Source organism: Nocardia sp. NPDC052254 (genome assembly GCF_040679495.1).
GTDB lineage: Bacteria > Actinomycetota > Actinomycetes > Mycobacteriales > Mycobacteriaceae > Nocardia.
In genome coordinates this window covers 682,265-696,283 of record NZ_JBFAUW010000001.1, presented here as the reverse complement: position 1 = coordinate 696,283, position 14,019 = coordinate 682,265, and the positions used below count along the sequence as shown (strand labels likewise).

Genomic DNA, 14,019 nt, shown 5'->3' with positions numbered 1-14,019 from the left:
GATGATGAGCAGCGCTGGGCACTCCTGAGCCCCGCGGGTCGATCAGCTACCCGCCCGGCGGGCATAGAAGATCTTGCCGACCTGCAGGTAGGCGAGGCGGGCAGCCAGGCGGGAGCTGAGGCGGCGGGTGAAGTTGTAGATGTGGGCGTCCTTGCCGATCACGACGCGGCTGCGGCCGCGCATGGTGGCCTCGATCATCCGGTGTGCCACCCGCTCCGGCTTGGCCGCGACCGCTCGCGCCGCCGCTTCGGGTGCGCCCAGCTCCTTGGCGCTCGCGCGTACGAGATCGGTCCAGACCGTTCCCGGAATCGCCGTGGTCACAGTGACATTCGAGCGTCCGCCGCCCAGATCCTGTGCCAGGCCGTAGCCGAACACCGCGAGTGCGGCCTTGGAGGCGCCGTAGAGGGTCGAGCCCGGTACCGGCACGATCGCCGACATGCTCGAGGTGTTCATGATCGTGGCCTCGGGGCGCTGCGACAGGTGGGGGAGGAAGGCCCGGCACATCCACACCGCGCCGAAGAAGTTCACCCGCATCAGTGTCTCGATGCGGTCGTCGTCGACCTCGGCCACGGTCTGGAATTGCTGGGCGATTCCGGCGATGTTGAACACGCCGTCGACGTGTCCGTGCGCGGCGATCACCGCATCGGGAAAGGCTCGCACCGCGTCGCGGTCGCCGATATCGAGGCGGTGGGCGGAGAATCGCGTCCGGTCGGTGACCAGGTCCGCGGTATCGGCCAGCGCCTGCTCGTTCAGATCGGCACCGGCGACGATCGCCCCGCGCCGCACCAATTCGACGGCGACGCACCGGCCGATGCCGTTACCGGCCCCCGTGACGACGAATACTTTTCCCGCAACCTGCACGAATGATCTCCTTCCCGCCCAACGCGGACGCGCTCGATAGGTCCGGGCGCGAACAGGATTCTAGAACAGGTTCTATTGGCCGGTCTTGCGCCCGTCTCGCCGACGCCACTTCCCTGCAGGTCGCCCTCGCGCCGCTGATCGTGCTGCCGATACTCGGCGGGCTGCTGTTGCGCACATTGCGCGATCCTGCCACGCATCGGATCGCCGAAATGAGCACTGCGCCGGTCTGATCCGGACCGTGCGGCACCCGGGATCGATGAGCCGTCGCTAGACCAGTGTCGAGATCAGGTGCGGCAGATCGAGAGTGGTCCGGATTCCGGGTTGCGCCCGGCACACGGCCGCGACCGCGTTGACCGCGCGATTGGCGGTGTAGCCGGGGGACATCTCGCTCATCCGATCCAGGGTGAACGGGAAGCGCAGGTCGACGTCGAGCGGGGCGTCCCCGGCGATGTCGATGTGCCAGCCGGTGTCGCGCACATCCCACCGCGCATCGAGGATCCTGGTGCAGTACCAGGTAGCGCGGAAGGTCAGCACCGGGCCCAGCGACACTGTGATGCGCTGTGCGGCAATGGTTCCCGCTGACAGGGTGCCGGCCGCGATCTCGAGGTCGGCGGGTGTCGTCGCGTACTCGCCGTGGGTGCGCAGCTCGCCGGTCTCGAGGCCGAGTGCGTCGGCGAGTACTCGCAGCGACGGTGCGAAACTGCCGCCGACATGGTCGGCGCGGAGCTGGTCGAAGGCGGTCGCGGGTTGCCCGAATCCCATGACTTCGAACAGCATCGCGGGCGAATTCCGCTGCGAGAGATCGGCGAACTCCTCGATGAGCAGTCCGTCGAGCCGTCGCTGGATCGATGCCAGCGCCAGCGGGATCGCCTCGGTGATGAATCCCGGACTCGAGCCCGTCGCGTGAATCGACGTGCCGCCCGCCCGGCATCCGTCCTCGATCCGATCCCGCAGCCCCGCGTCCATACTCGCGGGATGATGAACCTGGCCACAGGTGGTCACCACATTCACCCCGGATTCCAGCAGTCGGCAGATCTCACCGGCGTCGAACACCTGCGGCATGTACAGCACGCAGTCGGGGTGTGCGGCGATGATGTCGTCGATCGAATTGGTAGCCGCCACACCGGTATTCGCGACACCGCACAACGCGCCCGCATCGATGCCGGCCTTACCGGGACTGTGCACGTACAACCCGGCCAGTTCCATACCGGGATGGGCGATCACCGCGCGCAGCGCGCGGCTGCCGATGTTACCGGTCGCCCACTGTGCGACGCGGAGCACTCGCGCGCCGTCGGATCTGTTGTGCGGCAGTGTATCCGGGCTCACGGGAACCGCACCATGGCTTCCTGGGCGAAGGAGGCCACCAGTTCGCCGCTCTCGGTGAAGACGTCACCGCGGCCGAAACAACGCCCCTGCGCCATCACCGGGCTGTCCTGGCGTAGCAGCAGCCAGTCGTCGGTGCGGAACGTCCGGTGGAACCACAGCGTGTGGCTGGTGACCGCGGACCGGAAGGCGGTGCCGTTACCGCGCTGGCACACGCCATCGAGCGGGCGCAGGGCGGTGCCGATGAGAGTGAGGTCGGTGGCATAGGCGGTCAGGGCCGCTGCGAGTTCGGGGTCGGCGGCCGGAGTGCGCATCCACATCTCGAATTCCGGTGGGGCCGTGCCGGTCTCGTCGAGATTCACATCGGTGCGGGTCTCCCACGGGATGATGTCGAACCCCGCCTTGTGCTCTGCCGACAGCAGCGGCCCGATCGCGGCGGTGGCCTGTTGTTCGGGACCGTCGTCGGGGGCGTGCAGTGAGATCGACGCGGTCGCCACGATCCCCGAGGGCTGTTCGGCGAGGACGGTGGCCGTGGCGAAGGTGCGGCCCTGATGCTGGATCTGTACCCGATAGCGAATCTCTTCGTTCGGTTTTCCCTCGCGTGGGAAGAGTGCGTGGATTGATTTGACCGCTTTATCGGGACAGGCGCGCTGCGCGGCGCGCACGAACTGGCCCAGTAATTGGCCACCGAAGACCCGGTGGTACCCCAGGCTCTGGTTGGGGCCGGAGAACGCCGCGGTGTCGCGGTCGTCGGCGGCCGGAAGCGGATGCAGGTCCAGACAGGCGAGAAGGTCGCTCCACAGATCGGGCATGAGACCGAGTGTAAGCGACCTTCTCGACTATGAGAATGAAATTCTCAGTCTTGGGCAAAGCCGCGCGCGCAGAAGTTCCAGACCTCTTCGGCGGTGATGGGATGTGTGGTCTCCTCATCGGTCGCGCCGGTGGATTGTGCGGTGAACATCACGGTCTGCATGACCATCGCGGCGGTGCGGCGGGTGTTGAGTTCCTTGCGCATCCGCCCCTGTTCCTGGGCCTTCTCCATCAGTTCGGTGATCAGGCCGAGCAGCGGAGCGTGTGCGATCTTGACCTGCGCCGGATGCGACACCAGCAGTTGCGGTGCGAAATCGGTGAACAGTGGCCGCTGGGCAGTGGGGTCCGGCCGGCTGAGCTCGAACAGCAGCTCGATGGTGACCCGCAGCTGATCCAGGGGGTCGTCCTGGCCGTCGGCGGCGGCGCGCAACTGCTCGGCGGTGCGGGCGAGCGCATCCTCGAACAAGGCCAGCAGCAGTTCGTGTTTTCCATCGAACTGCAGGTAGAAGCTGCGCAGAGACTGTTTGGAGCGATCCACCACTTCCTGCACGGTGAAGTCGGTGGTGCCCTTTTCGGTGATGATGGCCTGGGCCGCGTCGAGGAAGCGCTGCACTCGTTGTTCGGCACGCAATTTCGCGGTCCGGATCGAGCGCTCGACGGCTCGTTGCTTCCAGGCGGGCTCTTCGCTGGGGCTGCTCACTGTCGACTCGGTCCTTGGTTATGTGTGCAGAACATGAATGCACTGTACCGGAGAATGTCATGTTCCCGGGCACTGAGGTTGCGTGTCCAGGCGTAGAACAAGAGACTGTTACTTTCTGTTGTGGAGAATGCTATTCTCGCGAATGGTAGGCAGTCTAGCGGCCAGAGAGGCGGTCCGGGATGCTTTTGGAGTTCGACTCCGAACAAAGACTGTGGCGCGACACCGTGCGCGAGGCGGTCGGCAAACGCTGCCCGGCAGCCTTGATCCGGGAGATCGCCGACAAGGACGGCGATCCGATGCCGTTGTGGCGCAACTATATCGAGCTCGGCTGGACCGAGCTGACGGGTGAGTCGTCGGCGGTGGAACTGGCGATCGTGCTCGAGGAGCTGGGCCGGGCCACCGATCCCACGCCGTATCTGGCGACGATGACGCAATTCGCCCCGCTGGCACCGGAATTCGCCGATCCCGCTCGTGCTGCGACCGCGGTGTTCGACGGGGTGGACGCGGTACTCGACACCGACGGCTGGGTACTCAGCGGCACCGCCCACCACGTCCTCGACGGTGATCGCGCCGAGCAGTTCGCGGTGGTGACCGGCGCCGGGGTGTTCGTCGTACCGGCGGCCGACGTGCAGGCTCGCCGCACGGTGGTGTTCGATCCGGTGCTGCATATCGCGGAGGTCCGTTTCGACGGGGTGCGAGCCGGCCACGATCGGCGAGCCGCGGTGGATGTGCGCCGGGCGCGTCAGTTCGCCACCACCGCGATGGCGGTCACGATTGTGGGTGCCTGCCAGCGGATTCTGGATCTGGCCCTCGAACATGTGCGCAACCGGCAGCAGTTCGGCGTGCCGATCGGATCGTTGCAGGCGGTCAAGCACAAGGCCGCCGATATGCACGTGGCGATCGAACGTGCCCGGGCGCTGGCCTATTTCGCGGCACTGACCATCGCCGAGGACGATCCGCGCCGGCGACTCGCGGCCTCGATGGCCAAGGCCGGTGCGGGTGAATGTCAGAACGTGGTGTTCCGCAACGGTTTACAGCTGTTCGGAGCCATGGGTTTCACCTGGGAGAACGACCTGCAGTTCGCGCTCAAGCGGGCCCAGGCCGCCGAGCTGATGCTCGGCGGCGCGGCCGAACACCGGGCGCTGATCGCCGAGGAGTGCCGTGCAACTGAGATTTGACGACGACGTCGAGGAGTTCCGCGCCGCGTTCGTGGTCTTCCTGGACGAGCATCTGCCCGATGAGGCCACCGCGAGCCGCGACCGCTCGCATTCCAGTGCCGATGTGCCCGAATGGGCGCGCGACTGGCAGCGCCTGCAGTTCGACCACGGCTGGCTGCTGCCGGGCAATCCGCCCGAATTCGGTGGCCGCAATGCCAGCATCCTGCAGCAGTACGTGCATCTGCAGGAATTGTCGGACCGGCGCATCTATCACAGCTTCAATCCGCAGGGCGTGGGCATCGTCGCCGCCTCGTTGTTGTCGTTCGGCTCCGAGGAGCAGAAGACCCGTTGGGCCAGAAGGATTCTGCGTGCGGAGATCACCGCGGCGCTCGGGATGAGCGAACCCGGTGCCGGATCGGACCTCGCCGGCCTGCGCACCCGCGCGGTGCGCGACGGCGACGAATTCGTCGTCGACGGCCAGAAGGTGTGGACCTCCGGCGCCCACGACGCCGACGTGCTGCTGACCTTCGTGCGCACCGACCCCGACGCGCCCAAACACAAGGGCATCAGCGTGCTGCTGATCCCGACCGGTACACCCGGTGTCACCCGGCGCCCGTTCGCCTCGGTCTGCGGTCCGCACGACATGGACTTCAACGAGGTGTTCTTCGAAGGCGTCCGGGTTCCGGCCGAGAATCTGGTGGGGCCGCTGCACGGCGGCTGGGGTGTGGCCAACGGTTCGCTCGGGCACGAGCGCACGCTGCTGTGGTTGTCGTTCGCCGACCGGCTGGCGGAACTGGTCGCCGATTTCAGGCCCGAAACGGTGCTCGATCGCGATCACTACGCCACGTTGATCATGGACAGCTACGCCCTGCGGCTGATGGGTTCGGCGGCGCTGGCCCGCGCGGCCCGCGGGGAACAGGATGTGGCGGCGCTGTCGGTGCTGAAGGTCTTCGGGTCCGAGGCCGTGCAGGCCGCCTCCGGACACGCCCTGCGTGCGCAGGGGCCCGGCGGTCTGGTCCATCCGGCGCGGACCTCGTCGTTCAATCCGCTGAGTCTGGATGCGTTCGGCGCCAGCTGGTTCGAACGCTACGCCCGTAGTTTCGCCGGGACCATCGCCGGTGGCACCTCCGAAATCCAGCGCAACATCGTCGCCGAGCGTGTGCTCGGCCTGCCCCGAGGCTGAGGAGTCGACCGTGTCGTACATCGAATACGAGGTCGCCGACAAGATCGCGACCATTTCGCTGAACCGCCCCGAGGCCGCCAACGCCCAGAACGGTGCACTGCTCGAAGAGCTGGACGCGGCCTGGCAGCGGGCCGGCGCCGATGACGATGTCGCGGTGATCGTGTTGCGCGCCAACGGCAAACACTTCTCGGCCGGACACGATCTCAAGGACCGATCGGGCCCGCAGCCGTCGAAGATCACCCTCGAACACATCTACGCCATCGAGTCGAGGCGATATCTCGAATTCTCGCTGCGCTGGCGCAACATCCCGAAACCGTCCATCGCCGCGGTGCAGGGCAAGTGCATAGCCGGGGGACTGCTGCTGTGCTGGCCGTGCGATCTGATCGTCGCCGCCGAGGACGCCCAGTTCTCCGATCCGGTGGTGATGATGGGTATCGGCGGGGTCGAATACCACGGGCACACCTGGGAATTGGGGCCACGCAAGGCCAAGGAGATCCTGTTCACCGGCCGGCCGATCACCGCCCGGGAAGCCGAGCAGGTGGGCATGGTCAATCAGGTCGTCCCACGCGAGGAACTCGGCACCGAAACCGCCGCGCTGGCCGCGCGCATCGCGGAAATGCCGCCGTTCGGGCTGCGTCAGGCCAAACGCGCGGTCAACCAGACCCTGGACGTACAGGGCTTCTACGCGGCCATCCAGTCGGTGTTCGACGTACATCAGACCGGGCACGGTAATGCGCTCAGCGTCGACGGTTATCCGATTCTGGTGAACCTGGACGAGATGAAACGGAAACTCGAGTGAAGGAATACACATGCGGAACAAGATGATTCGCAGTGCGGCGGGTCTGTGTGGCATCGCGGTGATCGCGGTGGCGACGATCACCGGCTGTAGTGACGACAAGTCCGACAACGCGACGACCTCGTCGCCGGCCGCGACATCGGCCGCCGCGACGCCGGGGGCCGGGGCGGCCGCCGCCGATCCGGCGACCACCAAGGCCGTCACCGACGCGTACGTGCAGTTCTTCGACGCCAAACAGCCCGCCGACCAGCGCGCCGCAGTGGTCGAGAAGGGCGATGGCTTCGCCCCGGTGCTGGCTGCGCAGGCGAGCAACCCGCAGGCCCAAGGCACCTCCGCGACAGTGTCGAAGGTGGCCACCGTCGACGCCACGCACGCCGATGTCACCTACACCCTGCTGATGAACGGCAACCCGGTGCTGCCGGACCAGGCGGGACAGGCCGTGCAGGAGAACGGGCAGTGGAAGGTCGCCGCGTCGACGTTCTGCACGCTGCTGAAACTGCAGGGCGGCACCGCGCCGGCCTGCTGATCCGCGCACACCTCTCCCGCCGATCGGTTCCATACATCGGCCGGGCGCGCCACCGCGGTCGCGACTGCTGGCACACTGCAGAGGGTCCCGCCGAACACCGCGGGGCGATTGCGAGTGTCGGCCGGATCGGCCGATGCGCGAGGTGCGCCCGGCCGGCGATGGTCGCCGACCGGCGGGAGAGTGAGAACCGAAGATGGACGACCACGCGGTGGCGGCCGAGCTCGCCCGGGAAGCCGGTGAGCTCCTGCTCGAGATTCGCGACCAGGGCGGTGCGGTCGGCGACCGGCGTTCCGATGACCTGCTGCTGAAGCGGCTGGCCGAACTGCGTCCCGATGATGCGGTGCTGTCGGAGGAGAGCACCGACGATCCGGTTCGCCTGTCCCGCAGCCGCGTCTGGATCGTCGACCCCCTCGACGGCACGCGCGAATACGGGCAGCCCCCGCGCGCGGACTGGGCGGTACACGTGGCCCTGGCCATCGACGGCCGCGCCGAGATCGGTGCGGTCGCACTCCCGGTGCCGGGGCTCGTGCTGGAAACCGGTACGCCGCCGGTACTCCCGCCCGCCCACGACGGCCCGCCGCGTATCGTCGTCTCCCGCAGCCGCCCGCCCGCCTGTGTCCATCACCTGACCGCCGTGCTGGGCGCCGAGACGATTCCGATGGGCTCGGCCGGCGCGAAAGCCATGGCGGTGGTCCGCGGCGAAGCCGACATCTACGCCCACTCCGGTGGTCAATACGAATGGGACTCCTGTGCCCCGGTCGCGGTGGCCGCCGCCGCGGGCCTGCACACCTCCCGCCTGGACGGTTCACCGCTGGTCTACAACCGGCCCGATCCGTACCTGCCGGATCTACTGATCTGCCGCCCGGAACTGGCGGACCGCGTCTTGGAAGCCCTGCGGGACTTCGGAGTATGAGTCGCCGGCCGGGCGGGTGTCGTATCGGGTGACGGCCGGACCGTCCGGTCACCACGTGGCCCGATGCGTTGTCCGGCGTCGACGTGTGTTCGCCGTCAGCCGCCGGAATGGATGCCGGTGGCGATGTCGACGATCACCTGATCCGCTGTGACCTCTCGTACCTTGACCGTGGCGCCGTCGGTGGATCCCGATTCTCCGACCGGCACGGTCACCTGTTGCCCGCCGACCGAGAGGGTGACCTGGTTGCCCTCGACGGCCATGAGCTGGGCGTCCAGACCGAGGACGCTGGCCTTGGCATCGACGCCGCGCTCGAAGGTGATCGTGCACCCTTCGACCTTGCATTCGGTGGTGGTACCGGCGCCGTGCACCGTGCAGGCCGTCGCCAGCACGGTCACGGCGGCGAATACCGGGGTGAGGATCATCCGTCGAACGAACACCAGGGCACTGTAGACCGCCGATGGGACCCGCGCGTGGTGGATCGGTCGTGCTGTCGGAACGAGCGGACCGATTCGACCACCCGCTGTTGTCCCGGTGCACGGGCCGGTCGCGAATTCGGTGTACCGGCGACATTCTCCGGCGCCTGAGGTGAAGCAGTTCGTCCGCTGAGCTGGACACCACACCGGGGCAGTCGATCGCTGTATGGGTGGGCGAGTCATTCTGCCGCTCGCATGCGGGCGAGATTCCAGTTGCTCCAGGTCTCGTCGTCGAGTCGGTGTGTGAGCCGGTGGCGCAGGTCGGTTCGGAGCGGTTCGGGAAGACGGTCCAGGACCGGGACGACATCGGCCGACAGGCCGGACAGATAGTCGACGTCGAGTTCTTCACCGCGCTGCCAGCGGTCGATGTTCTCCGAAGCGACGAGGGCCTCGGGGTTCAGCGCGGCGAGCGACAGCAGCGCGGCGACCGCGGTCGCGACGGCGGTGCGTGGCAGCCACGCCGTTCGCAGGCGCAGGACCGCGACGATCACCAGCAGGTACACGATGCCGAGCCAGAGTTCACAGGTCCCGACCAGCAGGCGCAGCACGGTGAATCCATACGCCTGCTGATAGGTCCACATGCGGCCCAGCGCGGAGGCGATGATCACCAGGGTGAGCCCGCTGATCGTGCAGAGCAGTCCGCGCAGCCAGCCGCGGTCGGTCGCCGAATCACTGGCGGCCCGGTGCAATACGGGCAGGATGATCGCGAGTGTGAGCAGCGTGACCGCGGCCAGTTGCCAGAAGCCGCCGCGCGCATAGTCGGCGTAGGTGAGCCCGGCGGTGCGCTGCACATAGTCGTCGCCACCGAACAGCGCCATCAGTTGCGCGCCGACGAACAGTGCGAACAACACCGTCAGCGCGCCGACCGGCAACCCCCATTCCAGCCGTGCCAGTGTGCGTTTCGGCGTTCGTCGGTGTTGGTCGGCGGGAGCCGGGGGCCCCGCGAGCACGTACAGTGCGCCCAGAGTCGCGGTGCCGACGAGCAGGAACGCCACGATCCAGCCGGTGAGGGTGGCCGCGTCCAGGCGCGGGACCAGACCCTCGACCATGGCCGCGAACGTGGCGTCGGCGCCGGCGAGCAGCGGCACGAACACCGCCAGCAACACCATCGTTGCGGCGACGGACACCGCGAGCCGCCGGTGCCGTGCTCCGGTACCGCCTCGTCGCGTGGCCTGCGCCGCGTACACCCAGGCGAAGGCGCCGGCCGATGCCAGCGGGACCGCGATCGCATCGTGGAGTACCCCGCGGGCCGACGGCCGGCCCACCACCGCCAGCGACCCGGCCACGGCCGCCGCGATCAGGCAGAGGACGAACAACCACCCCGCGGCCCGGAAGGTGCCCACCGCGAGCAGTGCCAGCGCGGCCACCGCCCACCAGCGACCGGGGCGGTTGTGGCGCTCGGCGGCCGCATCCTCGCGGACCGCGGCGCGACGATGGACCGTGCCGACCGCCACCGCGGTCGCGGATCCCGCCAGCAGCCAGCCGATTCCGGGCCGGTCGAAGGAGAGCGTGGCCGCCGCGACCAGACCCGCGCCCGTGGCTGCGGGCAGCACACCCGCCGGATGGGCGACCCGTCGCCAGCGCGGCGGAGCGGCCGGCGCGGGCATGGGGTGCCCGGCAGCCCGCGGCTGCGGACCGAGAGGTCCCGGCAGCCAGGTCGTGGCGCGTTGATCGCCCGTCGGGCCCCGGTGTGGTCCGCCGGATATCGCTACACCGGTCGTACCCGGATTCCGGGACCACACCGAGGCATCGACGGAGCCGGCCGTCGCCGTGGCGCCGACAGCGGCGAGGCTGTGCGCTGCGGTGCCCGTGGTTTCGCCGGGGTCGTTCCGGGGTGCGGTGTGCGCCCGATTCGGTGCGGTGCCCGCGGATGCCGGTGCGACCGTGGGGGATTGCTGTGCCGGTGCCACGGGACCGGTGGCAGCCGCCCGATCGTCCGGACCGACGGTGTCGTCCGGTGTCGGTGCGGGCTGCTTGGATTCGGCCGGAGCCGAGGCGGGCTCGGTGTGCGCCGGCCGCTCGGCGGAGTCCGCCGGGTCCGCGGGTTCGGGTGCTTCGGGCATGACTGGGGTCCCTCCTCAGGGTGTGCGGTATCGGCCCGGAACCGAATCGGTCGGCCGGGCTGCGGAATTCGAGATGTCAGTGGCGCGGTGGTGTGGCCGGGAGTACCACGCGGATTCGTGAGCCGGGTTCGGCCACCGCGATGGAGCCGTCGTGCAGATCGATCACCCAGCGGGCGATGGCGAGGCCGAGCCCGGTGCCACCGCCGTCGGTGGTCCCGCCGCGGCTGAAGCGGTCGAAGATGCGTTCCCGCTCCGCGGGCGGGATGCCGGGCCCGTCGTCGGAGACATCGATCACGAGATCGCCGCCCATGGTGCGGGCGTGCAGGCGGACTTCGCCACCGGCGGGGCCGTGCCGGACGGCATTGTCCAGTAGGTTCAGCAGCACCTGGTGGAGGCGGGCGCGGTCGGCGTACACGGTGGCGGTGGCGGGATCGACCTCGCTGCGGAAGCGGACACCGCGGCCCAGCGCCGCGGTCATGACCTCCGCCTCGGCGGTCACCGTCCTGAAGATCGGTGCGATGTCGAACAGTTCGCGGTCGAGCGGGATCGCTCCGGCCTCGATACTGGACAGATCGAGTAGTTCGGACACGAGCCGGCCGAGCCGTTCTGTTTGTGCGAGTGCGGTTTCCAGTGTGCTCGGATCAGGTTCGGACACCCCGTCCACGAGGTTCTCCAGCACGGCGTGCAAGGCCGTGATCGGCGTGCGCAACTCGTGCGAGACATTGGCGATCAGTTCGCGGCGCTGCCGGTCGGCGGCGGCGAGGTCGGTCGCCATCCGATTGAACGCGTCGGCCAGCTGTCCGACCTCGTCGCGGGAGGAGGCGCGGACCCGGCTCGTGTAGTCGCCGTGTGCCATCCGCCGCGCCGCGGCCGTCATCTCCCGGAGCGGCATGGTGATGCCGTGCGCCAGGAACTGGGACGACACCAGGGCGATGAGCATCGCGGTCAGCATGGTCGCCGGCGGCAGCCAGCCGATCCGGAGACTGAACCAGCCGAAGGCCAGCCCGCCCGAGAAGGTCATCAGAGCGGCCAGTTTGAGTTTGATGGATCGGATTCGATCCAGCGGGCGCGGTAGCCGATCCGACGCCAGTTTCAGCATGGCCGGAACCCGGTACCCGGGACGATCGTCGGCGTCGATGCCGGCCCGCTCGCTCATCGGGGCTCCAGCGCGTAGCCGACGCCGTGGACCGTGCGGATCAGATCGGCACCGAGTTTGCGGCGCAGCGCCTTCACATGACTGTCGACGGCACGGGTGCCGGCGGCATCTGCCCAGTCCCACACCTCTTCGAGGAGCCGTTCCCTGGCGAGCACCGCGCGCGGACGCCGGGCGAGCCGGGCCAGCAATTCGAATTCCAGCGGCGTGAGCTGGGCTTCGACCCCGCCGCGCCAGACCCTGCGCTGGTCGGTGTCGATGCGCAGATCACCGACGACGGTGACCGCGCCGCGCTGATCACCCGCGCGCTCGACCCGGCGCAGCAGCGCATGCACGCGTGCGGTGAGTACCCGCAGCGAGAACGGTTTGGTGAGATAGTCGTCCGCGCCCACACCCAGACCGATCAGCTGGTCGGTCTCGTCGGTCCGCGCGGTGAGCATCAGTACCGGTATCGAGCGCTCGGCCTGGATCCGCCGGCACACCTCCAGCCCGTCGTAGCCGGGCAGCATGACATCGAGGACCACGAGGTCGGGCTCGAACGACGTCGCGGTCGCCACCGCGGCCGGACCGTCGTGGGCCTTGGCGACCGTGAACCCTTCGGCCCGCAGCCGCGCCGCCACCGACTCCGCGATCGTCGACTCGTCGTCCACGACCAGAATCCGCCGCGCGGTCGCGGGATCGGCCGGTGCGTTCAGTTCCATGACCGGGGAGCCTAGCGATCCGATGTGGAGAGAACCGGTACCAGTTGTGGAGATTCTGTGTGGCGGGCGGGCGTCGGTTCCGCTGCGGGCGACAGCGTGCCGGCAGGTGCGCAAACCCGTTGTGGCGCAGCGTGGATCGGCCGAAGTCGTGTACCTGTCGCGCTGGAGCCGCAGGTCGGTTGCCTGCGGTGAGAGCGCGAGAGCTGTGGGTCGGAACGGGGGCGGCAGGCCCGGCCTCGGCGGCACCGCTCCACCGCGTTCGACGAGCCGGAGTATCCGGTGAGCCCGGAGCTGCCGTGCATACCGAACACGGCACAGTTTCCCCGGAGTTTGCTCCGTATGTGCGATCGTAGGGACGCACACCCGACACAGCGTGGTCGTCCTTACGAGGAGGAGCGTGATGAGTACCGGTGGATACCAACCTCAGTTCGGCGCGGCGGCGGGCGTGGCCCCGGGTGGCCTCGCCAAACGCGCCTTGGCACGCTTCATCGACTGGATAATCGCGGGCATCGTCGGCGGAATCCTGTTCTGGTTGCTGAACAAGGCGCACACGCCCGATTGGGTGTCGGTCCTGCCCGGCGCCGGATTCGGTTTCCTGTACTTCGTCGGATTCGAGATAACGACGGGATCCACACCGGGCAAGAAGATCCTCGGCCTGCATGTCCGGGGCTCCGGTGGCGCCGACAAGCCCAATATCAAGGATTCCGCACTACGCAATGCGTACATGCTGCTCAACCTGATTCCGTACATCGGCGGCCTGCTGTGGTTCGTCGCCGCGATCGCCATCGCCGTCACGGTGAGTTCCAGCCCGACGAAACAGGGCTGGCACGACCGACTGGCCAACGGCACCCAGGTGGTCGACTGACCGGAGCTCCGCGGTCATCGAACTTTCCGAACGGTTGTCGTATCGGGGTTCACCGGTTGCCCTGTCGAGTCCGTGGGTTGGAGCTCGGGGATCGGGACACCGGATTCGTCGACGAGGACGGAATGCTGCTCGGCCGGTGCGAATGTGTGCCGCTCACCCCACTGGCGCAGGGCGACGACGACGGTGAACAAGTCCCGCCCGGCCGGTGTGAGTGCGTAGATGTGCCGCCGGCCCGACGGTCCGGGGGTTCGGTCGATGATGCCGTGCCGAACCAGGCGCCGGAGTCGGTCGGTGAGGATGTTGCGCGCTATCCCGGTGGACTGCTGGAAGTCGCCGAATGTCCGCGCGCCGTCCATCGCATCGCGAACGATCAGCAGACTCCAGCGGTCGCCGACCACGTCGAGCGTGCGGGCGACCGGGCATGCCGGATCGGTCCAATCGATGTGTTCGGCAGTCGGCTGGGTCATCACACCCTCCCATAACGGTTGCTAATTG

Annotated in this window: 16 protein-coding genes; 7 read left to right on the top strand and 9 right to left on the bottom strand. The window is 68.3% G+C overall.

Annotated features, from left to right (window positions below; genetic code table 11):
- Positions 1-42: 42 nt before the first annotated feature.
- Positions 43-861: an SDR family oxidoreductase gene (locus AB0L57_RS03215; RefSeq protein WP_364956266.1), complete on the bottom strand. Its 819-nt coding sequence runs from the start codon at positions 859-861 to the stop codon at positions 43-45.
- A 2-nt stretch (positions 862-863) separates the two neighbouring features.
- On the opposite strand from AB0L57_RS03215, the gene AB0L57_RS03210 reads away from it, so the two are divergent.
- Positions 864-1,091 (top strand): hypothetical protein, encoded by a 228-nt coding sequence (locus AB0L57_RS03210; RefSeq protein ID WP_364956263.1) that lies wholly within the window; start codon positions 864-866, stop codon positions 1,089-1,091.
- A gap of 37 nt (positions 1,092-1,128) precedes the next feature.
- On the opposite strand, the gene AB0L57_RS03205 is transcribed toward AB0L57_RS03210, so the two are convergent.
- The 3 genes from AB0L57_RS03205 to AB0L57_RS03195 are packed head-to-tail and all read right to left on the bottom strand — an operon-like array spanning position 1,129 to position 3,694.
- A complete protein-coding gene (locus AB0L57_RS03205; protein ID WP_364956260.1) occupies positions 1,129-2,187 on the bottom strand; it encodes a dihydrodipicolinate reductase in 1,059 nt (352 codons plus the stop codon).
- Positions 2,184-2,996, bottom strand: a complete 813-nt coding sequence (locus AB0L57_RS03200; protein ID WP_364956257.1) for an acyl-CoA thioesterase domain-containing protein — start codon at positions 2,994-2,996, stop codon at positions 2,184-2,186. Before AB0L57_RS03200 ends, AB0L57_RS03205 begins: the two co-directional genes overlap by 4 nt.
- 44 nt (positions 2,997-3,040) lie before the next feature.
- Positions 3,041-3,694, bottom strand: coding sequence for a TetR/AcrR family transcriptional regulator (locus AB0L57_RS03195; protein ID WP_364956254.1), 654 nt, complete (start codon positions 3,692-3,694; stop codon positions 3,041-3,043).
- A gap of 179 nt (positions 3,695-3,873) precedes the next feature.
- Between AB0L57_RS03195 and AB0L57_RS03190 the strand changes: the two genes are divergently transcribed.
- The 5 genes from AB0L57_RS03190 to AB0L57_RS03170 all read left to right on the top strand — a co-directional run bounded on the left by AB0L57_RS03190 (position 3,874) and on the right by AB0L57_RS03170 (position 8,269).
- Entirely contained in the window at positions 3,874-4,872 is a 999-nt protein-coding gene (locus AB0L57_RS03190) for an acyl-CoA dehydrogenase family protein (RefSeq protein WP_364956251.1), read from the top strand.
- The gene (locus AB0L57_RS03185; RefSeq protein WP_364956248.1) at positions 4,856-6,034 is read left to right on the top strand and encodes an acyl-CoA dehydrogenase family protein; all 1,179 of its coding nucleotides are present in this window, start codon (positions 4,856-4,858) and stop codon (positions 6,032-6,034) included. The genes AB0L57_RS03190 and AB0L57_RS03185 overlap by 17 nt, the downstream gene beginning before the upstream one ends.
- A 10-nt stretch (positions 6,035-6,044) precedes the next feature.
- Positions 6,045-6,833, top strand: coding sequence for an enoyl-CoA hydratase (locus tag AB0L57_RS03180; protein ID WP_364956245.1), 789 nt, complete (start codon positions 6,045-6,047; stop codon positions 6,831-6,833).
- A gap of 10 nt (positions 6,834-6,843) precedes the next feature.
- Positions 6,844-7,356 (top strand): hypothetical protein, encoded by a 513-nt coding sequence (locus AB0L57_RS03175; RefSeq protein WP_364956242.1) that lies wholly within the window; start codon positions 6,844-6,846, stop codon positions 7,354-7,356.
- A 193-nt stretch (positions 7,357-7,549) separates the two neighbouring features.
- Positions 7,550-8,269 carry a 3'(2'),5'-bisphosphate nucleotidase CysQ gene (locus AB0L57_RS03170; protein ID WP_364956239.1) on the top strand — a complete coding sequence of 240 codons (720 nt, stop codon included), beginning with the start codon at positions 7,550-7,552 and terminating at the stop codon, positions 8,267-8,269.
- 95 nt (positions 8,270-8,364) lie between these two features.
- On the opposite strand, the gene AB0L57_RS03165 is transcribed toward AB0L57_RS03170, so the two are convergent.
- The 4 genes from AB0L57_RS03165 to AB0L57_RS03150 all read right to left on the bottom strand — a co-directional run bounded on the left by AB0L57_RS03165 (position 8,365) and on the right by AB0L57_RS03150 (position 12,659).
- A complete protein-coding gene (locus AB0L57_RS03165; RefSeq protein ID WP_364956236.1) occupies positions 8,365-8,706 on the bottom strand; it encodes a hypothetical protein in 342 nt (113 codons plus the stop codon).
- Positions 8,707-8,921: 215 nt separating this feature from the next.
- Positions 8,922-10,805, bottom strand: coding sequence for a DUF4153 domain-containing protein (locus tag AB0L57_RS03160; protein ID WP_364956233.1), 1,884 nt, complete (start codon positions 10,803-10,805; stop codon positions 8,922-8,924).
- A gap of 76 nt (positions 10,806-10,881) precedes the next feature.
- Positions 10,882-11,904, bottom strand: a complete 1,023-nt coding sequence (locus AB0L57_RS03155) for an ATP-binding protein (RefSeq protein ID WP_364957256.1) — start codon at positions 11,902-11,904, stop codon at positions 10,882-10,884.
- Positions 11,905-11,957: 53 nt separating this feature from the next.
- Complete coding sequence (locus AB0L57_RS03150) at positions 11,958-12,659, bottom strand: response regulator transcription factor (RefSeq protein ID WP_364956230.1); 702 nt, start codon at positions 12,657-12,659, stop codon at positions 11,958-11,960.
- A gap of 400 nt (positions 12,660-13,059) precedes the next feature.
- Between AB0L57_RS03150 and AB0L57_RS03145 the strand changes: the two genes are divergently transcribed.
- A complete protein-coding gene (locus AB0L57_RS03145) occupies positions 13,060-13,524 on the top strand; it encodes an RDD family protein (protein WP_364956227.1) in 465 nt (154 codons plus the stop codon).
- Between the two features lie 14 nt (positions 13,525-13,538).
- On the opposite strand, the gene AB0L57_RS03140 is transcribed toward AB0L57_RS03145, so the two are convergent.
- Positions 13,539-13,991 carry a helix-turn-helix domain-containing protein gene (locus tag AB0L57_RS03140; RefSeq protein ID WP_364956224.1) on the bottom strand — a complete coding sequence of 151 codons (453 nt, stop codon included), beginning with the start codon at positions 13,989-13,991 and terminating at the stop codon, positions 13,539-13,541.
- Positions 13,992-14,019: the final 28 nt, after the last annotated feature.